We start from the raw sequence: 24,520 nt of genomic DNA, 5'->3' as shown, positions 1-24,520 counted from the left end.
TGTTCATATTCGATAATTGTAACAAAATTCCTGCTGTATGGCTAAAAGGAATTTTAATTTTTTTGTTTTTTCGACCGATTTAGTAAATTCAGCCCTTCCGGATCAAAAGCCCTGAAACCTGTCAATGCAAAGGAAAGTCCTTTATAATAAGTATATTATTTTTAAAGGAGTCCCTAATCATGTTAAAAATTTTCTCGACACAGATCAGCGGTTTATTTAAAAAAATGATTGAAAATGAAGCCTTTGAAATGGAAGATGCCGGACGCTTGCTGGCTCAGGCTGCGGTTGGGGATGGTTCCGTTTTCATTCACGGTTTTAGTGAAATGCAAGGCGTCACTGCCGAGGCTTTGGATGGGGCAGAACCCTTTCCTAAGGCAAAAAGATATGAATTAGGAGAAACTATTTCCAGGGAAGATCGATTTCTTATATTCAGCCGCCATTCGGATGATTCAGAAGCAGTGTTGCTGGCAAAACAACTAAAGGAAAAAGATATCCCATTTGTTGCGGTTTCTACCTCCGTCGCTTCTGAGGAAGACTCTCTTTTGGAGTTGGCTGACGTTCATATTGATTTACGCATACAACGGGGATTGATTCCCGATGAAACCGGAAATCGATATGGGTTCCCTACCCTCATTGCCGCACTTTTCGCTTATCATGGGATTAAGTTCACTCTTGAAGAAATCATAAAAGAATATGAAGATGAAGAATGATAAATTCATCTAAAAAAAGGGTTCGGAAAACATCAAATGATGTTCCCGAACCAACTGACCCAACGAAACGCCTTCAACTCCTCAGGTATGATTACTATCTAAATGTCATAACAAAGTTGATTGGAGAGGAAGGTGCGAGACCCCTACGGGAAAAGCACGTCTAAGGGAGACCCTCGCAGGCGCAGGCCGAGGAGGCTCCAAGACCGCCCGCGGAAAGCGAGTGCCTGAAATGGAAATCAACGTCTAAATTGTACAAGTAATAAAAAAACTGTAGGCAAATTCGATTTCATCGAGTTTGCCTACAGTCTGAAACAGCCCATGGGCTGTTTTTTTGTTTATTAAAGATTTTTGCTGCGCTTTAATGACATACCGACAAAGTCACGGAATAGCGGCTGTGGACGGTTTGGACGTGACGTGAATTCCGGATGGAATTGAGACGCCACAAACCAAGGATGATCTTTCAATTCAACGATTTCAACTAGACGACCATCTGGACTTGTACCGGAGAACACGAATCCTGCCTCTTCCATAGCCTGACGGTAGTGGTTATTGAATTCATAACGGTGACGGTGACGTTCATAAACAACCTCGTCATTATACGCTTCGTATGCTTTAGTTCCTTCGATAAGCTTGCATGGATACAGACCCAGACGCAGTGTACCGCCCAAATCTTCTACATCCTTCTGCTCAGGAAGAAGATCGATGATTGGATCTGGAGTATTTTCATTAATTTCAGCTGAATGTGCTTTTGGCAATCCTAGGACGTTGCGTGCATACTCAATGGACGCCAACTGCATGCCTAAGCAGATTCCGAAGAACGGTGTTTTTGTCGTGCGGGCAAATTCGGTCGCTACAATTTTCCCTTCGATTCCACGATCTCCAAAACCGCCAGGGACAAGGATTCCATCTGCATCTTGAAGAAGTTCAGCAACATTTTCCTTTGTTACATCTTCGGAATTCACCCATTCGATTTCAACATCTGCATCAAATGCATAACCTGCATGCTTAAGTGCTTCCACTACGGAAAGATAAGCATCTTGCAATTCAACATATTTTCCGACTAAGGCGATTTTCGTTTTCTTTGATAAAGATGTAACCTTTTTAACTAGTTCCTTCCAATCTTCCATATCCGCATCGCCACAGTCCAATTGCAAGTGATCACAAACGATTTGGTCCATATTTTGTGCTTGAAGCGCAAGAGGGATGGAGTAAAGTGTATCCGCATCAAGACATTCGATAACAGAATTTTTATCGATATCGCAGAATAAAGCGATTTTATCCTTCATATCTTGTGAAATCGGACTTTCTGTACGTGCAACGATTATATTTGGCTGAATTCCAAGACTGCGTAATTCTTTTACACTATGCTGTGTCGGTTTTGTTTTCATTTCACCAGCAGCTTTGATGTAAGGAACCAGTGTACAGTGGATATACATAACATTATTGATGCCGATATCACTCTTGATTTGGCGAATCGCTTCTAGGAATGGTAGAGACTCGATATCCCCTACAGTACCGCCAATTTCAGTGATGACTATATCGGCATTCGTTTCATTACCTGAACGGAAAACCCGTTCTTTAATTTCATTCGTGATATGGGGAATGACTTGAACCGTTCCACCTAGATAATCGCCACGGCGTTCTTTTCTCAGGACGGTTGAATAAATTCTGCCTGTAGTCACATTGCTGTGTTTACCAAGGTTGATATCAATGAAACGCTCATAGTGCCCCAAATCCAAATCCGTTTCCGCACCATCATCCGTTACAAACACTTCACCATGTTGATATGGACTCATCGTACCAGGATCCAAGTTGATATAAGGGTCAAACTTCTGGATCGTAACATTCAATCCCCTATTTTTTAATAATCTACCTAAAGAAGCGGCCGTTATCCCTTTTCCCAAGGAAGAAACTACTCCACCTGTCACAAAAATATATTTTGTCATCTTATATCCTCCTATAGAATGTTTTCTTCCAATTCTGTTCATCACATCATTAAATCGGAACCTGAATCAAATCTTCCGCCACATGAGCGGTTAAAAGCTAAAAACCGTAAACCAGTACAAACCATTAATCACTTAAAGGTCTTTAGTGAGAGTCATGCAGGATACATGAACAAGAATAAATTTCCTTAAATGACAGTAAACATAAATAGGTTCTCTATAGTTTTTACAATTCTACGAGAAATCATTTTTAAAAAATAAAAAAATGATGTCATTTATTCATTCCATCATTAAAAACAAAAACGCTCCGCTTACAATAAAAGTAAGGGAGCGATATAATTTAATCATTGTGTCCTTTTTTAAGGAGCCCAAAAATGATTCTACAAATTTCGCCTCAAAAAGTCAAGGGCGATTATTTATTTCTCATCCTCTTTATCCAAGTCATCCAAGTCATCTGCGTCTTCGTCCTCATCATCTTCCAGGACAAATGCATCATCTTCGATTATTTCTTCTTCCAAATCGTCGTCATCATCCACGTCATCATCCAAAAGCACTTCGTCGATGACTGGAGAACCTAGAATATCATCATCGTCATCATCTTCATCCTCATCCAGATCATCGATATCTTCTTCGAAGTCAAGGTCTTCGTCTTCAAGTTCATCGAAATCGTCGATAACGACAGCAGCCTTTTTAGCTTTCTTTTTCTTTTTAGGTTTTACAACATGTACGACTTCTTCTTCGATTTGGTCAACCGGGTACCATGTTTTCAATCCCCAGCGGTTGTCCCCAAGTGAAGTGAAGCGGCCATCCACATTTAAATCCGTATAGAATTGTGCAATTTTCTTTTCCACTTCCGCTTTAGATAAATGGTGCAGCGAAGCTAATTCACTTATTAAGTCTTTAAATGGAATCGGTTCATTTCTTTCCACCAACAAATCATATGCCATCTCTATTAAGGACATTTCCAATAATTGCTCTTTTGAGTATTGTTTTAAACTCAAATTCCGCACTTCCCTTCTCTATTCAAACACTGAATTCCGTGTTTTTTCACATAAAAAAAATAATCTAAAACAGTAGTTCGGTAAAATAACGACAATTCCTGCTAGACATATACTCCATTATAAACAATCTAAATGGGTTTATGCTAGTTCTATATGATACTTTCACAGATTTACCTCATTGTCTATCATTCACAGGAAACCAAAGGCTAAAGATCATTCCTTTTTCTTTTTGGATTTCTGACGATAGGCTGCCGTAAAAAAGACAACAGTCAGGATAAAAAAAGAAATGGCACCCAATTGATGTTCATACAGCTCAAATAAAAAAATGATGGCAAGAATGTAACCTATGATTAAACCAATCATTTTCAGGTTCATTTTCTCAACTCCAATAGGGCTGATTCTTCATTTTTGCCCCTTTTCCAAATAATTATAAGGTAAAATCTTCACTTTGTTAAAAAAAGACGGAATTTATTAAAAAAGAGGCCCCTAAACGTTCGGAGCCCCCTTCTTGGTTTACATATTTCTTCGATATTGACCGCCTACATCATATAGCGCCCTCGTTATCTGACCCAGACTGGCCACTCTCACGCAGTTCATGAGTTCAGCAAAAATATTTTCCCCATTCATGGCTGCCAATTTCAGTTTAGTCAGCGCCTCATCCGTGAACTCCTTATTTCTTTCCTGGAATGCCCGGAGATTTATGATTTGCCCTTCCTTTTCTTCCTTTGTAGCACGGGCAATTTCCATGCTGTTCACAGCTTCTTCGGAAGGAGGATTTGGGTTCAAATACGTATTGACACCAATGATCGGCAATTCTCCCGTATGCTTTTTCATTTCGTAATGCATCGATTCATCCTGGATTTTCCCGCGCTGATACTGCGTCTCCATTGCACCCAGCACACCGCCCCGATCATTGATGCGATCGAACTCTTGCAATACGGCCTCTTCAACCAGATCCGTCAATTCCTCTACGATGAAGGCACCTTGCATCGGGTTTTCATTTTTTGAGAGACCATGCTCCTTTGTAATGATCATTTGTATGGCCATTGCCCGGCGCACGGATTCTTCAGTAGGCGTCGTGATGGCTTCATCGTACGCATTAGTATGCAAGGAGTTACAGTTATCCTGCAGTGCCATTAAAGCCTGAAGTGTCGTTCTTATATCATTGAAATCAATTTCTTGCGCATGAAGCGAGCGCCCGGAAGTCTGTATATGGTATTTGAGCTTCTGACTACGGTCATTCGCACCATATTTATCCCGCATGACCGTCGCCCAAATCCTTCTTGCCACCCTCCCGATAACCGTATATTCCGGATCGAGCCCATTTGAGAAGAAGAACGACAAATTCGGGGCAAAGTCATCAATATTCATTCCGCGACTTAAATAATATTCGATGTAAGTAAAGCCATTCGCTAATGTAAAAGCCAGCTGTGAAATGGGATTGGCACCCGCTTCTGCAATGTGATAGCCAGAAATGGATACAGAGTAGTAGTTCCTGACTTTCCGATCGATGAAATATGCTTGAATGTCCCCCATTAACCTTAAAGCAAATTCCGTAGAGAAGATGCATGTATTCTGGCCTTGGTCCTCTTTCAGAATATCCGCTTGAACAGTTCCGCGTACCGTTTGAAGGGTATAAGCCTGCACTTCTTCCGCTTCGGCATCCGTAAGGGGACGGCCTAACTCTTCTTCTTTCCGTTGAATCTGCTGATCGACTGCCGTATTCATATACATGGCCAAAATGATTGGCGCCGGTCCATTGATGGTCATGGATACAGAGGTTGAGGGGTGGCAAAGATCAAAGCCTGCATACAGCTTTTTCATGTCATCCAACGTACAGATGCTGACTCCGCTTTCCCCTACCTTTCCATAGATATCAGGCCGGTGATCAGGGTCCTCGCCATATAAAGTTACAGAATCGAAAGCAGTACTTAGCCGTTTAGCAGTATCATCCTTTGACAAATAATGAAAACGCCTGTTGGTTCGGTCGGGCGATCCTTCACCGGCAAATTGCCGCTTCGGGTCTTCCCCTTCACGCTTGAATGGAAAGACTCCCGCTGTGTAAGGAAAGAAGCCCGGAACGTTCTCACGGAATACCCATCCTAAGATCTCTCCATAATCCACATATTTAGGCAGTGATACTCTCGGAATCATTAAACCTGATAAACTTTTAGTTTTCAGCTTTGTGACGATTTCTTTATCCCTGACTTTCGTTACAAACTGCTCCCCTGCATACTTTTCTTTTAAATCCATCCATCCAGTAAGGATTTTTTTAGATTCAGGTGATAAATTCGAAGCGGTTTCCTTTTTCAGTTTTTCTAAAGAAGCCACCATATCGCCGTTGTTGTCATTTTCCTTAATTGCATCAATTGCTCCTTCAAGCTGGAAAAGCCTCCGGGCAATACGTACTTGTTCAGCCGCACGCTTATGATACGATCTGACCGTATCACTGATTTCACGTAAATAATACCGACGGTCAGTAGGAATGATGACATTTTGCTTGTAAACATCCGCTTCTTTTAAAAAGGACGTACTCCAACCCGTCCCTGATTTTTCATTGAGCTTCTCAATCAGTGCAGCGAATAATGCATTGGTGCCTGGGTCATTGAATTGGGAAGCGATTGTACCGTATACTGGCATTTCAGATGGATCTTGGTCAAAAAGTGTACGGCTTCTTTGGTATTGCTTTTGAACTTGGTTTTTTGCATCCTCGGAGCCTTTGCGCTCGTATTTGTTAATGACTATCAAGTCTGCATAATCAATCATATCGATTTTTTCAAGTTGCGAAGGAGCACCGAATTCACTCGTCATTACATACATGGATACATCGCATATCTCGGCAATTTCTGCATCTCCCTGACCAATTCCGCTCGTTTCAACGATGATTAAATCGAAGCCAGCTGCCTTCACGACTGAAATGGCATCTTTTATTGCCAAAGATAACTCACTTTTTGAATGGCGCGTGGCTAGGCTCCGCATATAAACACGCTCAGAAAAGATCGAGTTCATTCGGATCCTGTCACCAAGCAGGGCACCGCCCGTTTTCTGTTTGGTCGGGTCTACAGATAGAATGGCGACTCTTTCGTCTGGAATTTCGTTAATGAACCTTCGTATCAATTCATCAGTCAATGAACTTTTTCCAGCGCCGCCAGTCCCTGTTATTCCCAGAACAGGAACCTTCTTTTCGGAAGTCTTGATCTGCTCAAAGAGACTCTCCACCGCGGCCGCTGATTCCTGTGAAGCATCCAGTCTATTTTCGGCAAAGGTAATAAATTGGGCAATGGCATTTGTTCCCCCAGCAATCAATTCATCAAAACGTTCCTGTAAAGATGGTTTGACTGTCGAGAAATCACACTCTTCCATCAAAACGTTTATCATTCCTTGCAGCCCATATTCCCGCCCTTCATCAGGCGAAAAGATACGGGCAATCCCATAATCATGGAGTTCTTTAATTTCCCTTGGGATGATGACCCCACCACCGCCGGCAAAAATCCGAATGTGCTCGGCTCCCTTTTCCTTCAACAGGTCATACATATATTTGAAATATTCCACATGTCCGCCTTGATAGGATGACATCGCTATCCCTTGGACATCTTCCTGGATGGCCGCATTCACGATTTCTTCCACCGAGCGATTATGTCCCAGGTGAATAACTTCCGCGCCGCTGGACTGAAGGATCCTCCTCATGATGTTGATAGATGCATCATGTCCATCAAATAAACTCGAAGCTGTCACGAATCTGATATGGTTTTTCGGTTTATACACCTCAACTGTACCCATTGAGCTCCTCCTTATTGAAACGAATTTATTTCAGTGTTTTTCTGAAGCGATATATTTTGAATCAATAATTGCGTCTGCAATTCAACATATTCTTGAAGCGTATACTCTTTATGCAATGCCCATCTTCTAAAACTCCACATCTGTCCCTGAACGAAAATGTTATGGGAAACAAGACTTATTTGTTTTGCCGTCAACAGGAGCTCCCCATTCTCAACACATTTCGTTATGACCTTTTCAAACATGCCGACCATCCGAAGTTCTTTATTCAATACATAAGGTAAAGCATCTTTCGTCAGTGCTTTCACCTCTTGATACATGACCAGCACTTCGTCTTGCATATCATCCATCACTTTATAAAAATAGGCGATCGTCAGCTTCAAGCTTTCAAGTGTCCCATCGCTCTGGTCTATTTCTTTCTGAAGCTTTTCCTGGACTTCATCGTAGATAAAGTCACAGACGAGGTATAATATATCTTCCTTGGTTCGGATATACTCGTATAGCGTGCCAATACTAAAGCCAGCCGCTTTGGCTATTTCCCGGGTTGTCGTACGGTGAAATCCCTTTTCCTTAAAAAGGGTCACCGCCCCTTTAATCATTTGTGTACGCCTTTTTTCTACCAACCGCTCATCCTTCACCGACGCAAGAACTTCTCTTTTTTCCATTTTCAAACTCCTTTTTGAATCCCATCATTTCATTTCCAAAGAAATTGAAAAGGGTATTCCGGCAAGGGTGGGTGCCTCATCGGAAAACCTCAATTTCAATCCTATTTAGTAATCATCCGTGAGATGACCAGCTTTTGAATTTCCTGTGTACCTTCGTAGATTTGAGTGATTTTCGCATCACGCATATACCGTTCTACAGGATAATCCTTTGTATATCCATAACCTCCAAAGACCTGCACGGCTTCTGTCGTCACTTTCATGGCTGTATCTCCAGCAAAAAGTTTGGACATGGCCGACTCTTTTCCATATGGAAGGCCCACAGATTCCAACCATGCAGCCTGATAGGTTAATAGTCTAGATGCTTCGACACCGGTTGCCATATCCGCCAATTTAAAACCGATTCCTTGCTGTGCAGAAATTGGCTTGCCGAATTGGACGCGCTCTTTTGCATAATCCACCGCGGCATCCAATGCACCTTGGGCAATCCCAACGGCCTGGGCTGCAATTCCGTTACGTCCGCCATCAAGTGTCATCATCGCTATTTTAAAGCCCTCTCCTTCTTTACCAAGGAGATTTTCTTTAGGCACTCGGCATTCATCAAAAATGATTTCCGTGGTCGGTGATGAACGGATCCCTAGCTTCTTCTCTTTTTTGCCGACACTAAAACCCGGGAAATCTTTTTCAATGATAAAGGCACTCGTTCCTTTTTGTTTCGATTCAGGGTCAGTCAAAGCAAAGACAACATAGGTATCAGCAATCCCGCCGTTCGTAATGAAAATTTTTGAACCGCTGATGATATATTCATCACCTACTAGCTTTGCAGTCGTTCTCATACCGCCTGCGTCAGAGCCTGAGCTGGGTTCAGTCAGGCCGTATGCACCGATTTTTTCACCCTGTGCCATCGGGCGAAGGTATTTTTGTTTTTGTTCTTCAGACCCAAATTTATATATCGGCCATCCTGCAAGGGAAGTATGGGCTGATAAAGTCACTCCAGTAGAAGCGCAAACGCGGGAAAGTTCCTCAATCGCTATGCAATACGCTAAGTAATCACTTCCAATTCCGCCGTATTCCTCTGGCCACGGAATCCCAGTCAATCCAAGTTCAGCCATTTTATCGAAGATCTCACGGTCAAATCGTTCTTCTTCATCCCTCTCGGCAGCAGTCGGAGCCACTTCATTCTGAGCAAAGTCCCGCACCATTTTTCTGATCATTTCATGTTCTTCCGTTAGTTTAAATTGCATGACTATGCCCCCCAAAATTTTTCGTAATTATAGATTCTTACTGATGACCATTCTCTGTATTTCACTGGTACCCTCATAAATTTCAGTTACCTTTGCATCCCTGAAATAGCGTTCGACCGGATATTCCGTCGTATATCCATAGCCTCCGAACACTTGGACTGCTTCTATTGCCACCTCGACAGCCGTCCTCGAAGCGAATAGCTTAGCCATTGCCGCCTCTTTACCACATTTCAATCCCTGCGAGCGTAAATAAGCCGCCTGATAGACCAGTAATCTTGAAGCTTCTATATTCGTTGCCATTTCGGCCAGTTTGAAACCAATCCCTTGCTGTTCCGCAATAGGTTTGCCGAATTGCACCCTGCCTTTTGCATATTGGACAGCATGTTCCATGGCACCCTCAGCAATTCCCAGCGCTTGAGCAGCAATCCCGATCCTTCCAGCATCCAAGTTGGCCATTGCAATCTTAAAGCCTTCACCTTCCTTGCCAAGGAGATTGGCTGCAGGGACTTTCATATCCTCGAACGTTACCTGCACGGTGCTCGAGCCATGAAGGCCCATTTTACGTTCATCTTTACCGATGATTAAGCCTGGGATTCCTTTTTCCACGATAAAAGCGGAAATTCCCTTGCTACCCTTCTGAGGGTCGGTTGAAGCAAAAACAATAAACACATCCGCTTCCCCACCATTGGTGATAAAAACCTTGGACCCATTTATTCGATATTCTCCGTCTTCCTTTACTGCCACTGCCTTCGATTTCAAACTTGCAGCATCGGAGCCTGAGCTTTGCTCAGTCAAGCAAAATGCGCCTAAATATTTACCAGCGGCTAACTTAGGCACATACTTCCGCTTCTGCTCTTCCGTTCCAAAATAAACGATTGGATTTGTTCCAACAGAAGTATGAACGGACAGTATGACACCGAGAGTTGGACTAACTTTGGAAATCTCATTGATGGCGATGATATAAGACATGAAGTCCATACCCGCGCCACCATATTGTTCTGAAATCGGTATTCCCATCAAACCAAGCTCACCCATTTTTTGCAGAATCGTTTTTGGAAACACGCCTGTTTCCATTGCCTCGATATGAGGGGTAATCTCATTCTCCGCAAAAGCGCTTACCATTTTCCGCATCATTTCCTGTTCTTCTGTAAACTTTAAATCCATCCTTCATTCCTCCCTAGCTGCACATCTTTCTATGATTGGTTATATTCGTAAAAGCCCCGTCCTGACTTCTTGCCTAGCCATCCAGCTTTTACATATTTCCTTAACAGGGGACACGGTCGGTATTTATCGTCTCCGAACCCTTGGTGAAGGGTTTCCATTATGTATAAGCATGTGTCGAGCCCAATGAAGTCAGCTAGCGTAAGCGGGCCCATCGGATGGTTCATTCCTAGCTTCATCACATCATCAATCGCCTCTTTAGTGGCAACGCCCTCATAAAGGGTATAAATGGCCTCATTGATCATCGGCATCAAAATCCGATTCGCTACAAAACCCGGGAAATCATTGACTTCCACCGGTACCTTGTTTAAGGTTTCGGCCATATTTTCAACTTTTTTATACACTTCATCCGCTGTAGCAAGTCCGCGGATGATCTCAACAAGCTTCATGACTGGCACTGGGTTCATAAAATGCATGCCAATTACCTTATCCGGTCTTTTCGTGGCAGCTGCTATCTCTGTAATCGGAAGTGAAGAAGTATTGGATGCAAGAATTACATGTTGTGGCGTGATTTCATCCAACTCCGCGAAAATTTTTGTTTTTATCTCCATATTTTCCACAGCTGCTTCAATCACTAAATCAACCTCAGCTGCATTTTTTAAATCCGTCGACGAAGTCAGCCGAGAAAGTGTTGCATCTTTATCCGTTGCTTCCATTTTCCCTTTTTCAACTTGCCGGGATAGGTTCTTGGTAATTGTCCCTAAGCCTTTTTCTACGTATTCATCTTTTAAATCATGTAAAAGAACCTCATAACCGCTCATTGCGCAAACCTGGGCAATGCCAGAACCCATCTGTCCCGCGCCAATGACCATCACTTTTTGAATGCTCATGAAAATCCCTCCTCATTATCTATGAAACTATCATCCTTGCTTTGGCACTTCGATTAGTATGGCATCTCCCTGTCCGCCGCCACTGCAGATCGCTGCGATGCCTAATCCTCCTCCACGGCGTTTCAATTCATGCATCAGTGTGATGATGATGCGTGCCCCGCTAGCCCCGATTGGATGACCTAATGCAACAGCCCCTCCGTTAACATTCACTTTTCCCGGCTCAATGGTGGCAATTTTCCCACTGGCGAGTGCCACAGCTGCAAATGCTTCGTTCACCTCAAATAGATCAATATCCTCTATCGATTTACCTGTCTTCTTCAGGAGTTCATTTATAACCAAACCTGGAGTCTTAGGGAAGTCCTTCGCCTCTACAGCCACTTCAGCATGAGCTAATATATAAGCAAAAGGCGTTTTCCCTTCTTTTTCCGCACGTTCCTCACTCATCAGTACAAGTGCTCCTGCCCCATCATTGACGCCTGGTGCATTTCCTGCCGTTATGGTGCCCTCGTTATTAAAAGCTGGGCCTAATTTAGCTAACTTCCCAGCAGATGTATCTTTTCTTGGGGCTTCATCATGTTCAATGGTGATTGGTTCGCCTTTTCTAACCGGGACGTGTACGGCAACGATTTCTTCTGCAAGAATGCCGCCATCGATGGCTTTTATCGCTTTTTGATGACTTTCATAAGCCCAGCTATCCTGTTCCTCCCGGGAGATTTCAAGATCCTCGGCCGTGCTGTTTCCGTAAGTGCCCATATGAACGCCTGTAAAGCTACAGCTAAGTCCATCCGAAATCATGGTATCCTTCAGCTGTGCATCACCCATCCTTAAGCCCCATCTCGCTTTTGGAAGAATATATGGTGCATTGCTCATCGATTCCATCCCGCCTGCAACAATGATTTCTTCTTCACCTAAGCGGATGATCTGATCAGCCAATGTGACACTACGAAGTCCTGATGCACACACTTTATTGATCGTTTCCGTTTTCACTTCCCAAGGCATGCCGGCATGACGGGCCGCCTGCCGTGACGGTATTTGTCCTTGGCCCGCTTGAAGTACATTTCCCATGATGACCTCGTCTACCTGGCTGCCTTCAATCCCTGCCCGCTCAAGTGCCTCTTTGATTGCTATTCCGCCAAGCTGTGATGCCGTCAAACTGCTAAGACCTCCGCCAAATTTGCCAAAAGGTGTTCTCACACCGCTAATAATCACTGTTTTTGCCATCATTATTTCCCCCTTTAAGTAACATTGATTGAACGCTCGCTCAATATGGAGTTAAAAAAATACTTTTGTAAGCGCTTAATATTATCTTACATAATTTTTACATAAATGAAAATATTTTGTTTGTGAATAATGAAAATATTGCCTGCTTCCATTTGATCCATTCCATTTAGGAGAAGCAGGCAATTCCATTTAAAATTAAGAGGCAATCGATTTGTTTTCACCAATGACCGCTTTTTCGAGTAGTTCGGCTACATCATACGTTTTAACATTTTCCTCAACTTCTTTTGCTTTCGTCCCATCAGAAAAGCATGGTCAGGCAATACGGACATCCTGAACTGATCACTGTTGGGCTGACTGCCAGCGCTTGTTCGGTACGGGCCACATTAATGCGGTTTCCTGTTTCCTCTTCCATCCACATCAAACCGCCCCCAGCTCCACAGCACATACCCTTTTCACGGTTACGCTCCATCTCAATAAGTTTCACACCATCAATGGATTGTAAGATTTCACGCGGCGGGCTGTAAACTTCATTGTACCTTCCCAAGTAACAGGAATCGTGGAATGTAATCGTCTCATTCACCGGATGCTGAGGTACCAACCTGCCTTCACTGACAAGTTTGGCTAACAGTTCAGTATGATGATACACTTCCGCTTCCAAGCCAAAATCCGGATACTCATTCTTGAAGATATTGTATGCATGCGGATCGATCGTTACGATTTTCCTTATATCATTCTTCTGGAATTCTTCTATATTTTTCATTGCAAGTTCCTGGAAAACAAACTCATTACCCAATCGACGGGGGGTATCCCCTGAGTTTTTCTCCTTATTTCCGAGAATTGCAAATTTGACGCCCGCTTCATTTAATAATTTAGCAAAGGAAAGGGCAATCTTCTGGCTACGGTTATCGTACGATCCCATTGAACCTACCCAGAATAAATACTCGAATTCTTCGTCTGCCTTTTGTAATTCCTTCACGGTAGGGACGCTGACATCTTCCCGAAGGGTTCGCCAGTCTTCCCTCTCTTTACGGTTCAGTCCCCACGGGTTTCCTTGACGCTCAATATTCGTCATGGCACGTTGCGCATCAGGATCAAGTCTGCCCTCTGTCAACACTAGATAACGGCGCATATCGATGATTTTGTCGACATGTTCATTCATTACCGGGCATTGATCTTCACAGTTCCGGCATGTGGTACAAGCCCAAAGTTCTTCTTCCGTAATGACTTCACCAATCAGGCTCGGACTGTAGGCTTCGGTTGCTGCAGCAGATTCCTGCGCCCCCTGCGCAGCACCAGCCAAAGCTATCTTATTTCCCTTCGTATTTCCAAAAACAAAAGATGGCACCCATGGCTGCTTCGTTGTAACGGCAGCGCCTGTATTTGTTAAATGGTCACGCATCTTGATTATGATATCCATCGGTGACAGCATTTTACCGGTACCTGTAGCCGGGCACATATTCGTACAGCGCCCGCACTCCACACAGGCATAGAGGTCCACCATTTGATACTGCGTCAAATCTTCGATATATTTGGCACCGTAATATTGATTGCCTTCTTTGTCGAAAACCTCTTCTTCCAAATCAACCGGTTTCAATTTCCCCGGATTGTCCAGGCGATTCAGGAATACATTTATCGGACCGGCAATCAAGTGAGCATGCTTAGATTGCGGGATATAAACAAGGAAAGATAATATGATCAGTAAATGCAGCCACCAAGCTACATAAAAAACGACTGTTGCCGCTGTTGTCCCCATCCAGCCGAATAGGAAAGCGATGCTTGATGCGACTGGCTCTGACCAAGTTGCATCGTGTCCATGCCAGATCATCCCCATTCCATTCCCCAGTAATACGGTAATCATGATACCGGTTATGAAAATGACAACCAAACCTGCTTTGAAATCCCTTTTCAAGCGAACGAGCTTTTCGACATAACGGCGGTATGCCGCCCATAGGATTGCAACAAGAACGGTAAGCGTCACAATTTCCTGGAAGAAAGTAAAGGCCGGATAAACAGGGCCAAATGGTAAATGCCACCCCGGTCTTAAGCCTTTAACGAAAAAGTCAAGTGCACCAAATTGCACTAAGATGAAACCATAAAATAACATGGCATGAATGATCCCGCTCTTTTTATCTTTAAAGAGCTTCTTCTGTCCAAATACATAAACCCCTATTTTAACAAGACGATCTTTCACACGGTTATCGAATTCCACTTTTTTGCCAAGCTTTATATAAGCTATTCGAGTCTTTATCAAATAGACAAACAAACCGGCGGCGTAAGCGGTTACAAGCAGGAACGCAACTAAGTTGATCCACAGTAAACCATTCATTTCCATGCAGTCTTTCCCCCTCTTTGGTAAATTGTAAAATTGGCATTTTTCTGAAATTTGATTAATTCCATTATATAATGAATGAGCATTCAGTCAACTTTTTTCTTTCTAAAACTATTTAATTTTTCTGGACCTTAATTATTAATTCGACAATTCCGTCTATTACCCTTCTGCATTCTAAAAAAATGAGGCCCCTTTCCCCGCTTTTTAATGGTTACTAACAGGGAATTAGAGCAAAACTAAATATAATCATTTAGGGGGGATTTTTTTTGAAGATAATCACTACGATTGCCTCTATAATTTTATTGATCTTCTCTTGGTGCTGGGTTGATCTTAAGGTAGGGCATAAGCGATATTTGAAGCACGCAACCAACATTAAATTTCCGCCTCGGAACAGCGACATGACTGTATTCACATCAGGGAAAATCCTGTTTGATGATTATATGAAGGAAGTCAAGCAAGCTCGGGATTCCATCCATATCCTTTTTTATATTGTAAAAAATGATAAATTCAGCAAGGACTTTTTGAAGTTACTGCAGTCAAAAGCGGAAGAGGGCGTGGAAGTGCGGCTTTTAGTCGATTGGGTAGGAGGTAAAAAGATGTCCCGCCAAACCATTGAGGAGCTAACTAAATGCGGAGTTCATTTTTCTTTCAGCTTTAAACCGAAACTCCCCTTCCTTTTCTATACCATACAAAAAAGAAATCACCGTAAGATCACGGTGATAGACGGAAAAACCGGCTATCTTGGCGGCTTTAATATCGGTAAGGAGTATATAAACCAAGGGGAGAAGCTGAACCCTTGGAGAGATTACCATTTAAAAATGACCGGTGAAGGTGTAAAGGACCTTCAGGAAGTCTTCCTCTCGGATTGGTTCTATGATACAAACGAGGATTACAGGGGAACACCTGCCTATTTCCCGACATTAACTCCCGGGACGCAGGCACATCAGTTTGTCGTCACGAATGGCAGTGATCTTGAACAGTCACTGACACACATGATTAAACAAGCCAATAAAAAAATCATCATCGGGACTCCATACTTCATTCCCAGTGAAACTTTATTTCAGGAATTAAGGGATGCCCTTGCACGCAATGTTTCCGTTACGGTCATCGTACCTGAAATTTCTGACCATGCCCTTGTCAAGGAAGCTTCTTTTCCCTACTTCCGGGTACTATTGAAAGAAGGGGCTGAAATCATGCAATTTCAAAGAGGGTTCTACCATTCTAAAGTGATCCTGATTGATGATATAATGTGTGATATCGGTACGGCTAATTTTGATAAACGCAGTTGTTTTTTAAATAGTGAAATCAATTGCATCGTATATGACCGGACTTTTATAGAAGATGTAGAGAAGGAATTGGCAGTGGACCTGGCCGAATCGAAGCCGCTAAACGATGACGCGCTTTCCAACATGAATGTAGTCCGTTCAGCAAAAGAATCGCTGGCTTCCATCCTTTCACCTTTTCTTTGACATCCCGTGCTCAAGGAGAAAAATATAATGAAAATAAGATTTGGATTTGTATCCAATGCCACCTGTTTATGGGAGGCTTCTCCGGCTAAGACACTTACTTTCAAGCGACATAGCACGCTTGGCACAGAAAAAGGAATGGAAAAACTCCTGGATGTGACAAGGCAGAACATTGAAAATACCCTAAGGGTCCTTCAATATAACACGGCACACCAAATAGAAATATACCGGATGTCCAGTTCCATTGTTCCTTTAGCCACACATCCCGAAATAGAATGGGATTTCGTCACTCCTTTTAAAAAAGAATGGAAACAGCTTGGCGATTGGGCCACTGCACACAAGATGAGGATCAGCTTTCATCCCAATCAGTTTACACTGTTTACCAGCCCTAAGCCCGAGATTACACAAAATGCCGTAAAAGATATGGAATTCCATTATAAAATGCTGGATGCAATGGGCATTGCGAACACCTCTTTCATCAATATCCATGTCGGTGGGGCCTATGGTGATAAAGAGTCCGCCCTTGTAAGGGTTCATGACAACCTTAAATCGCTGCCTATGCACGTCAAGGAAAGAATGACTTTGGAGAATGATGATAAAACCTATACAGCATCTGAAACCTTGAGCGTATGTAAGAGGGAAGGCATCCCACTTGTATTCGATTACCACCATCATCTCGCAAACCCTTCAGATGAGCCGCTTAACGAGCTGCTCACCGAGGTGTTCACCACTTGGAGTCTGGCAGGGGCGGTACCAAAGATTCATATTTCATCCCCAAAATCGGCAGGTGAATTTCGCTCGCATGCAGATTATATCGATTCGGACTTCATCATGCCCCTTTTTAAAGTGCTTAAGGATCTTGGACAGGACGTGGATTTCATGATCGAGGCCAAGATGAAGGACCGGGCAATGTTGCAGCTGATTGAAGATATAGCTAAGGTTCGTGGTGTAAAAAGGGTGAGCGGTGGTGCCGTCAAGTGCTGATTAACCTAAAAAAAAGCGGCTGTTTTGCTAGAAACAACCGCTTTTTCCATTACATTTTTTCCGGTGCAGAAACCCCGATTATAGCTAGTGCATTCTTTAAAGTAATTTGGACGGATTTGACCAGTCCTAGACGTGCCTTGCTTCTTTCCATCTCTTCAACATCCAAAACCTTATCTGCATTGTAGAAACTGTGGAATGTAGAGGCCAGGTCGAATATATAATTCGTCATGCGGTGAGGCATCCGTTTTTCGGCTGCTTCCGCTATTGCCTGCGGGAACTCTCCTACTTTCTTCAAAAGCTCCACTTCTTTTTCAGTAGATAGGGCAGAGAAATCAGTGACTCCTTCATAGCTGATCCCTTGTTCCACACCTTGTCGTAAAATGCTGGAAATACGGGCGTGGGCATACTGTGCATAATAAACCGGGTTTTCATTGGACTGTGATACCGCAAGATCCAAATCGAAGTCCATATGAGTATCCGCACTTCTCATCGCAAAGAAATAACGTGTTGCATCCAGTCCTACTTCATCAATAAGGTCACGCATCGTAACTGCTTTACCTGTACGCTTACTCATCTTCATTTTCTCGCCATCCTTGTACAGATGAACAAGCTGGATGATTTCCACTTCAAGCTGCTCGCGTTTGTACCCTAATGCTTCGATCGCTGCTTTCATACGCGGTATATAGCCGTGGTGGTCTGCACCCCAGATATTGATCAGCGTTTCAAAGCCGCGCTCCAATTTATTACGGTGATAGGCAATATCCGGAGTCAGATATGTGTAAGACCCATCCTGCTTAATGAGCACCCGGTCTTTATCATCGCCTAATTCCGTAGAGCGGAACCATGTTGCCCCATCTTCCTCATAAACATGGCCCCTTTCCCTCAACACTTTGAGTGCTTCATCAATTTTACCGTCTTGATATAGAGAGGTTTCGGAGTACCATACATCAAATCCGACACGGAAATTTTCCAAGTCCGTTTTCAGTTTTTCCATTTCATATTTCAAGCCGTACTCACGGAAAAATTCAAAACGTTCCTTTTCATCGGCATTTACAAATTTATCACCAAATTCACTTGCGAGCGTCTTACCGATGCCAATGATATCTTCGCCATGATAACCGCCCTCCGGCATATCCTTTTCGAGGCCGAGTGCCTGGAAATAGCGGGCTTCTATGGAAATGGCCAAATTATTAATTTGGTTTCCTGCATCATTGATGTAGTATTCACGTGAAACATCATAACCTGCTTTAGAGAGGATATTGCATAACGTATCACCTACTGCTGCACCGCGGGCATGACCAAGATGGAGATCACCGGTCGGGTTCGCGGAAACGAACTCCACTTGGATTTTTCCGCCTTTCCCAAAGTCACTTTCCCCATATGCTCCATCCACTTCCAAAATGACAGGAACCAATTCTGTCAAATAGGAATTATTCATGTAGAAGTTGATGAAACCAGGTCCTGCAATTTCAATTTTTTCGATGGATGCTTTTGAGTTGTCAAAGTTTTCGATGATTGCCTCTGCTATCATCTTTGGCGCTTTCTTTGCAATCTTGGTCAATTGCATGGCCATATTCGTGGAATAATCTCCGTGTGTCTTATCTCTTGGCAGTTCCAATACAACATTTGGAATCTGCTCTTCCGTTGCTAAACCCGCTTTAATGACTGCCGCTTTAATCTCTTCTTTCAGTTTTTCCTGTACCTCTTTTACTATATTCATGCGCTATGCTTCCTCCTTGTAGGAAATCGTCATCTCATATTGACCGGGTTCGCTTCCCTGCATATGTAACGTATATTTAAGGACAAGTTTCCCTTGTTTGGTCTGCTCATCCCATTGATGATGTATTTTCTTCGCTGTCGTCCGTAATGCTAACCTGCCATATATACTTTCATAATGTCCATTTGTCGCTTCCTGCAGGCGGAAAAGCTGCCTCATTTTAATGGCACCATTTCTAAGCAGGATCGTTTCATCCGGTTTGTGCTTGATGGTCGTTTGTGTTTGACCGACTTCATTTTCCTCTTTATATTGCAAATATAAATCTGCACCTTTATACATTTTTGTACCAAATGTGACCAGCTCATACGTTTCCGTTTCTGATCCGTGTTTGATTTTTGTCTGTAAAGTTACTTTAATGGCCTGCTTATCTATATCATGAAGAGTCAAAGCTACACTTCCTTCATCATGTCGTTCTTAACTTTATAAGTATAAATATTCTTCAAGGAAGTTTCAACTTGGAGCGGAAAATAAAGTGTAAATCCAAAATAGTGAGGATAAAATGTCGACATCATGTTGTTGCAATTCATTTGATTTTAACGCAATAATGACTCATTGGGGCGGAATTATTCAAAAAGAGTCTCTCAGATGTAAAATTCTTTTCGGAATGGATAAAAAAAGACCATTCCCGCTAAAAAACAGGAACAGTCAAGTCTTCCATCCATTAACCTTTTTGAACCCAACCTAAAATCATTTCGCGAATCAGCTTGCTCGCCGTGTTCGCAGTTTGCTCGGATGGATCATAAATCGGTGCGACTTCAACTAGATCGCAGCCGACTACATTAATTTCAGACCGTGCTATCTCATGAATCGAAGCTAAAAGCTCTTTGGAAGTGATGCCTCCACAATCTACGGTGCCTGTTCCCGGCGCGTGCGCAGGATCAAGAACATCGATGTCGATCGTCACATATACAGGACGACCAGCTAACTGCGGCAATATTTCTTTCAGAGGTTCAAGAACTTCAAATTTAGAGATGTGCATGCCATTTTCTTTTGCCCATTGGAATTCTTCCTTCAAACCGGAACGAATGCCGAAAGAGTATACATTTTTCGGGCCGATAAGCTCTGCGGATTTACGAATGATGGACGCATGGGAAAGCGGCTCCCCCTCATAGTCCTCACGTAAATCTGTATGGGCATCCATATGGATGATGGCCATATCCGGATACTTTTTGTACATGGCTTTAATGACAGGCCATGTGACAAGGTGTTCCCCTCCCATACCCATTGGGAACTTACCTGCATCCAACACGCTGTCGACAAATTTTTCAATCATATCGATACTGCGCTGCGGATTGCCGAATGGTAATGGAATATCCCCGGCATCAAAGAATTTAACTTCCTCTAATTCACGATCTAAATACGGGCTATACTCTTCCAAACCAATCGAAACTTCACGAATCCGGGTAGGGCCGAAGCGGGAACCAGGACGGAAACTTACCGTCCAGTCCATCGGCATGCCGTATAGCACAGCTTCCGATTCCTCAAAAACAGGGTGGCTTTTAATGAATACATTGCCTGAATAGGCTTCATCGAATTTCATGGTCCATGCCTCCCTTATTTCACTAAATCTTGAACGAATTTAGGCAGAACGAAAGCTGCTTTATGAAGTTCTTTTGTATAATATTTCGTTTCCATTTCATGGAAACGGTCTTCTGTCACTTCTAATGGATTATATTTCTTCGATCCGATCGTGAACGCCCAAAGGCCGCTTGGATACGTCGGGATATTCGCTAAATACAGGCTGGTGATTGGGAATATTTCTTTCACATCACGTTGTACATCGCGAATTAAGTCCGCTTTAAACCAAGGATTGTCGGATTGTGCCACAAAAATCCCGTCTTCTTTCAAAGCTTTGGAAATCCCGGCATAAAAACCTTTTGTGAATAAATTGACAGCAGGTCCGACAGGTTCAGTTGAGTCAACCATGATCACGTCATATTCATTTTCACTTTTGGCGATGTGCATGAAGCCATCCCCAACTTGTACGTCTACACGCGGATCTTCAAGCATACCTGCAATTTCCGGCAGGTATTTCTTTGAGTATTCGATGACTTTCCCATCGATATCCACCAATGTAGCTTTTTTTACGCTTGGGTGTTTAAGGATTTCACGGATAACTCCTCCGTCCCCTCCACCTACAACCAAAACGTTTTCCGGATTAGGATGGGTAAATAAAGGAACATGGGCTACCATTTCATGGTAAACGAATTCATCGCGCTGTGAAGTCATTACCATGTCATCCAGCAATAGCATATTGCCCCACTCTTCCGTTTCAATCATATCAAGCTTTTGAAACTCAGTTTGCTCCGTATGTAAAGTACGATTCACTTTCATCGTAATACCAAAGTTCTCTGTTTGTTTTTCAGTAAACCAAATGCTCATTTATTAACGCTCCTTTTCCATTTCATATTGTCAGTCACCTTATAGGTTCCCCAAAATCGGTATAGTCATTAGCTAGAAAAATTATAGACGAATCTAGCAGAATTGCAAGATAAATTTCTTAAATGCAGTTCTTATGTTTAAAATTTTCTTTTTTTTCCATAATAGTAATAGATGATAGATTCTTACGTGATAAGAGAGGTGAAAGCAATGGAATTGATTCCAAGCGAACGATTTAAAAGGACAACTAAATATGTACGGGCCTTCATTATCCTTGCCACAATCGGGCTCACGATACTCTTTGTATTGCTTCTCTCTTTACTGATTTATGCAAAAATATTAGGTCCTCCTCCTTTGGTCGTGCCGCAGTCCACTCTCTATTATAGTGATGATGGAAATGTGATCGGTGAAACGGATAATGGCCAGAAACGCTATTGGGCCGGAATGGAGTCGATTTCACCACAGCTCATCAAAGCGACTGTCGCCGTTGAGGACCGTCAATTTTACACTCATTATGGATTTGATATAAAGCGGATCGGCGGTGCCATCCTTGCCGATATTAAGGCAATGTCCAAGGTCCAGGGTGCAAGCACCATTACCCAGCAGTATGCCCGGAACCTGTTTCTTGGGCATGACAAAACGTGGTCGCGTAAACTTAATGAGGCCTTTTATACGATACGTTTAGAAATGAACTACTCCAAAAAGGAAATTCTAGAAGGCTATTTAAATACGATTTACTACGGCCATGGTGCATATGGAGCCCAAGCTGCAAGCCAATATTACTTTGGCAAGGATGCCAAGGATTTGACTCTTCCTGAAGCGAGCATGCTGGCCGGAATACCAAAAGGGCCGTCAAACTATTCTCCATTGGATAACTTTGAAAAAGCGAAATCAAGGCAGAAAGTTGTCCTGCAATCCATGAAAAGCAAAAACTACGTTTCAGAAAAGGATATCGCGGAAGCGCTGCGAACATCCCTTACATTAAAAGGGGAACACGGAACGGTCACCAAGAAGACCGCTCCCTATTTCCAGGATGCCGTCAAGCAAGCTTTAAAATCTCAGCTTCATTTAGATGACCGGACGATCGAGCTCGGCGGCCTTAAGGTGTATACGACACTGGACGAAACCCAGCAGGATGCTGCCGAAGAGGTCCTTTCCAATACCATACCCAAGTCTTCAGGCATTCAAGCCTCGATAGTGGCAATGGATCCTGATACCGGGGAGGTCCGTGCGCTGGTCGGCGGTAAAGATTATTCCGAGTCTCCATTCAATCGGGCCACACAGGCCGTTCGCCAGCCTGGTTCAACCATGAAGCCATTGCTATACTATTCAGCGCTGGAGAATGGTTTCACACCATCCACCACCTTGAAAAGCGAGACAACTACATTTTCTTTCGATGATGGTCACTCATCTTACACACCGCATAATTACAACCAACAGTATGCGGAAGGCGAAATCACGATGGCTCAGGCCATTGCTCTTTCCGATAATATCTTCGCCGTAAAAACGCACTTGTTCCTTGGGGAACAGTCATTGGTCGATACGGCGCGTCGATTCGGAATCACGGCAAAGATGGATGCGGTCCCTTCCCTGGCACTCGGTACGTCAGGTGTTAGGGCGATTGAAATGGTGAACGCATACAGCATTCTAGCTAACGGCGGCAAGAAGGTGGAACCCGTGTTTATCAAAAAGGTGGAAAATCAAAAAGGTGAAGTGATTTTTGATGAAAAGGAGAAACCGGAACAGATTCTGGATAAGGACAAGGCATTTGTCATGACCCAGATGCTTACAGGGGTTTTCGATGAAACGTTAAATGGCTATACGAAAGTGACCGGCAGCACCATCAGTTCCCAGCTGACCCGCCCATATGCCGGCAAATCAGGCTCCACCCCGACGGATAGCTGGATGATCGGTTACACACCGGAGCTTGTAGCAGGAGTATGGACTGGATATGATCAAGGCAAAAAGATCGAGAACCCTGCTGAAAAAGGCTATGCAAAGAAAATCTGGGCTTCCTATATGGAAAAGGGCCTACAAGGGAAACCGGCAAAATCGTTTAAGGAAACGGAAAACGTAATCGGGGTAAACGTGAATCCCGTAAGCGGAAAATTGGCCACAAAGGATTGTCCTGTCTCAAGGTTGACTTATTATGTTAAAGGAACCGAACCTGTCGAATACTGTGCCGAGCACTTTAAGGGTGAGAATCCGAAACATGCCCCAAAAGAAGAAAAACATAAAAAGGCCCCGTGGTACAAAAAAGTCTTAAAACCTTGGGGATAACGAAAAACCCCCGAAGCCGGCAGCGGCTTCGGGGGTTTTTCTGTCCTAGTTCCACAGTGACTAAACTGCTGTCTTTAAGTTTACTGATTTTATCGCTTTCCTACAAGTGCATTTTTCACTAAACTTAACATTTCATCCATTAAACGAGATTCAAACCGTCAATGACTCCTTCAGCTGATCTGAAGAACGCTCCCACATTCCCGCATCATGGTTTTTCAGGAAGTCTGCAAGCACACGTTTTGATTTATCGTCCATGTCCTCAACGATGATCTTTCGTTTTAGCGATTTATCCATCCGGTTAACATGCTCCGGGAGCGATTTGTAACCGCGTCTAATTGACCTGTCGACCGTCATTTCACATGCTGTCACACCTGCATAGTGCGGACCATTTTGAGTGGCTTCAATGGTCACCCAAACAAGCCAGTAGGGTTTGGCATTCGGGACTTCCTCTTTAGTCTTTAAAAACTTGATCCCTTTTTCCACTGCACTCCTTGCATGCATCGCACCGATATCGACCTCTGCTTCACCCGCATCCACATCGATGATGACCGGAGAAATATTATCGAGCGTTAATACCCCTGCCCCATATCCGCCATGACCTTCTGTTGGGTCGTTTTTTATAATATTGAAGCCTACCTTTTTCTTTGGTTGTTCTTCCATGTTCATATCCCCCTTTATCGTTTGTCATTCCTTATT

General features: G+C 43.3%; 18 protein-coding genes and 1 pseudogene. 4 read left to right on the top strand and 15 right to left on the bottom strand.

Going from position 1 to position 24,520, the window contains the following annotated elements; translation table 11 throughout:
- Nucleotides 1-179 precede the first annotated feature (179 nt).
- Nucleotides 180-710, top strand: coding sequence for a DUF2529 domain-containing protein (locus QFZ73_RS12145; protein ID WP_251426972.1), 531 nt, complete (start codon nucleotides 180-182; stop codon nucleotides 708-710).
- A 338-nt stretch (nucleotides 711-1,048) separates the two neighbouring features.
- On the opposite strand, the gene QFZ73_RS12140 is transcribed toward QFZ73_RS12145, so the two are convergent.
- The 10 genes and pseudogenes from QFZ73_RS12140 to QFZ73_RS12095 form a co-directional block, all read right to left on the bottom strand.
- Nucleotides 1,049-2,656, bottom strand: coding sequence for a CTP synthase (locus tag QFZ73_RS12140; RefSeq protein ID WP_251426975.1), 1,608 nt, complete (start codon nucleotides 2,654-2,656; stop codon nucleotides 1,049-1,051).
- A 413-nt stretch (nucleotides 2,657-3,069) separates the two neighbouring features.
- A complete protein-coding gene (gene rpoE / locus QFZ73_RS12135; RefSeq protein WP_307266334.1) occupies nucleotides 3,070-3,654 on the bottom strand; it encodes a DNA-directed RNA polymerase subunit delta in 585 nt (194 codons plus the stop codon).
- Between the two features lie 213 nt (nucleotides 3,655-3,867).
- Complete coding sequence (locus tag QFZ73_RS12130; RefSeq protein ID WP_155726484.1) at nucleotides 3,868-4,029, bottom strand: hypothetical protein; 162 nt, start codon at nucleotides 4,027-4,029, stop codon at nucleotides 3,868-3,870.
- A 138-nt stretch (nucleotides 4,030-4,167) separates the two neighbouring features.
- Complete coding sequence (gene icmF, locus QFZ73_RS12125; RefSeq protein WP_307266328.1) at nucleotides 4,168-7,434, bottom strand: fused isobutyryl-CoA mutase/GTPase IcmF; 3,267 nt, start codon at nucleotides 7,432-7,434, stop codon at nucleotides 4,168-4,170.
- Between the two features lie 11 nt (nucleotides 7,435-7,445).
- Nucleotides 7,446-8,096 carry a TetR/AcrR family transcriptional regulator gene (locus QFZ73_RS12120; RefSeq protein WP_251426983.1) on the bottom strand — a complete coding sequence of 217 codons (651 nt, stop codon included), beginning with the start codon at nucleotides 8,094-8,096 and terminating at the stop codon, nucleotides 7,446-7,448.
- Nucleotides 8,097-8,197: 101 nt separating this feature from the next.
- Nucleotides 8,198-9,337, bottom strand: a complete 1,140-nt coding sequence (locus tag QFZ73_RS12115) for an acyl-CoA dehydrogenase (protein WP_251426986.1) — start codon at nucleotides 9,335-9,337, stop codon at nucleotides 8,198-8,200.
- A 27-nt stretch (nucleotides 9,338-9,364) separates the two neighbouring features.
- The gene (locus QFZ73_RS12110; RefSeq protein ID WP_251426989.1) at nucleotides 9,365-10,501 is read right to left on the bottom strand and encodes an acyl-CoA dehydrogenase; all 1,137 of its coding nucleotides are present in this window, start codon (nucleotides 10,499-10,501) and stop codon (nucleotides 9,365-9,367) included.
- Nucleotides 10,502-10,530: 29 nt separating this feature from the next.
- On the bottom strand, nucleotides 10,531-11,388 hold the full coding sequence (locus QFZ73_RS12105) for a 3-hydroxybutyryl-CoA dehydrogenase (RefSeq protein WP_251426992.1): 858 nt from the start codon (nucleotides 11,386-11,388) through the stop codon (nucleotides 10,531-10,533).
- Between the two features lie 30 nt (nucleotides 11,389-11,418).
- Entirely contained in the window at nucleotides 11,419-12,609 is a 1,191-nt protein-coding gene (locus QFZ73_RS12100; protein WP_307266317.1) for an acetyl-CoA C-acetyltransferase, read from the bottom strand.
- 195 nt (nucleotides 12,610-12,804) lie between these two features.
- A pseudogene (locus QFZ73_RS12095) lies at nucleotides 12,805-14,935 on the bottom strand ((Fe-S)-binding protein).
- Between the two features lie 269 nt (nucleotides 14,936-15,204).
- Here QFZ73_RS12095 and cls point away from each other — a divergent pair.
- Entirely contained in the window at nucleotides 15,205-16,407 is a 1,203-nt protein-coding gene (gene cls / locus QFZ73_RS12090) for a cardiolipin synthase (protein ID WP_307266314.1), read from the top strand.
- Between the two features lie 27 nt (nucleotides 16,408-16,434).
- Nucleotides 16,435-17,388, top strand: a complete 954-nt coding sequence (gene uvsE, locus QFZ73_RS12085; protein WP_307266312.1) for a UV DNA damage repair endonuclease UvsE — start codon at nucleotides 16,435-16,437, stop codon at nucleotides 17,386-17,388.
- A 49-nt stretch (nucleotides 17,389-17,437) separates the two neighbouring features.
- On the opposite strand, the gene argS is transcribed toward uvsE, so the two are convergent.
- From argS to speE, 4 genes are all read right to left on the bottom strand, one after another.
- Nucleotides 17,438-19,108: an arginine--tRNA ligase gene (gene argS, locus QFZ73_RS12080; protein WP_307266310.1), complete on the bottom strand. Its 1,671-nt coding sequence runs from the start codon at nucleotides 19,106-19,108 to the stop codon at nucleotides 17,438-17,440.
- Between the two features lie 3 nt (nucleotides 19,109-19,111).
- Complete coding sequence (locus QFZ73_RS12075) at nucleotides 19,112-19,552, bottom strand: YwiB family protein (RefSeq protein ID WP_251427003.1); 441 nt, start codon at nucleotides 19,550-19,552, stop codon at nucleotides 19,112-19,114.
- A gap of 274 nt (nucleotides 19,553-19,826) precedes the next feature.
- On the bottom strand, nucleotides 19,827-20,705 hold the full coding sequence (gene speB / locus QFZ73_RS12070; protein WP_063234186.1) for an agmatinase: 879 nt from the start codon (nucleotides 20,703-20,705) through the stop codon (nucleotides 19,827-19,829).
- 14 nt (nucleotides 20,706-20,719) lie between these two features.
- Nucleotides 20,720-21,547 (bottom strand): spermidine synthase, encoded by an 828-nt coding sequence (speE, locus tag QFZ73_RS12065; protein WP_034315891.1) that lies wholly within the window; start codon nucleotides 21,545-21,547, stop codon nucleotides 20,720-20,722.
- 207 nt (nucleotides 21,548-21,754) lie between these two features.
- On the opposite strand from speE, the gene QFZ73_RS12060 reads away from it, so the two are divergent.
- Nucleotides 21,755-23,824: a transglycosylase domain-containing protein gene (locus QFZ73_RS12060; RefSeq protein ID WP_307266306.1), complete on the top strand. Its 2,070-nt coding sequence runs from the start codon at nucleotides 21,755-21,757 to the stop codon at nucleotides 23,822-23,824.
- Between the two features lie 150 nt (nucleotides 23,825-23,974).
- Here the strand turns inward: QFZ73_RS12060 and QFZ73_RS12055 are convergent, their stop codons facing one another.
- Nucleotides 23,975-24,484 (bottom strand): YwhD family protein, encoded by a 510-nt coding sequence (locus QFZ73_RS12055; protein ID WP_054398584.1) that lies wholly within the window; start codon nucleotides 24,482-24,484, stop codon nucleotides 23,975-23,977.
- Nucleotides 24,485-24,520: the final 36 nt, after the last annotated feature.

The organism is Peribacillus sp. V2I11, from assembly GCF_030817135.1.
In the GTDB taxonomy this organism is placed as follows: domain Bacteria; phylum Bacillota; class Bacilli; order Bacillales; family DSM-1321; genus Peribacillus; species Peribacillus simplex.
The sequence above is the reverse complement of the archived record's forward strand: the minus strand, read 5'-3'. Positions and strand labels throughout refer to the sequence as shown.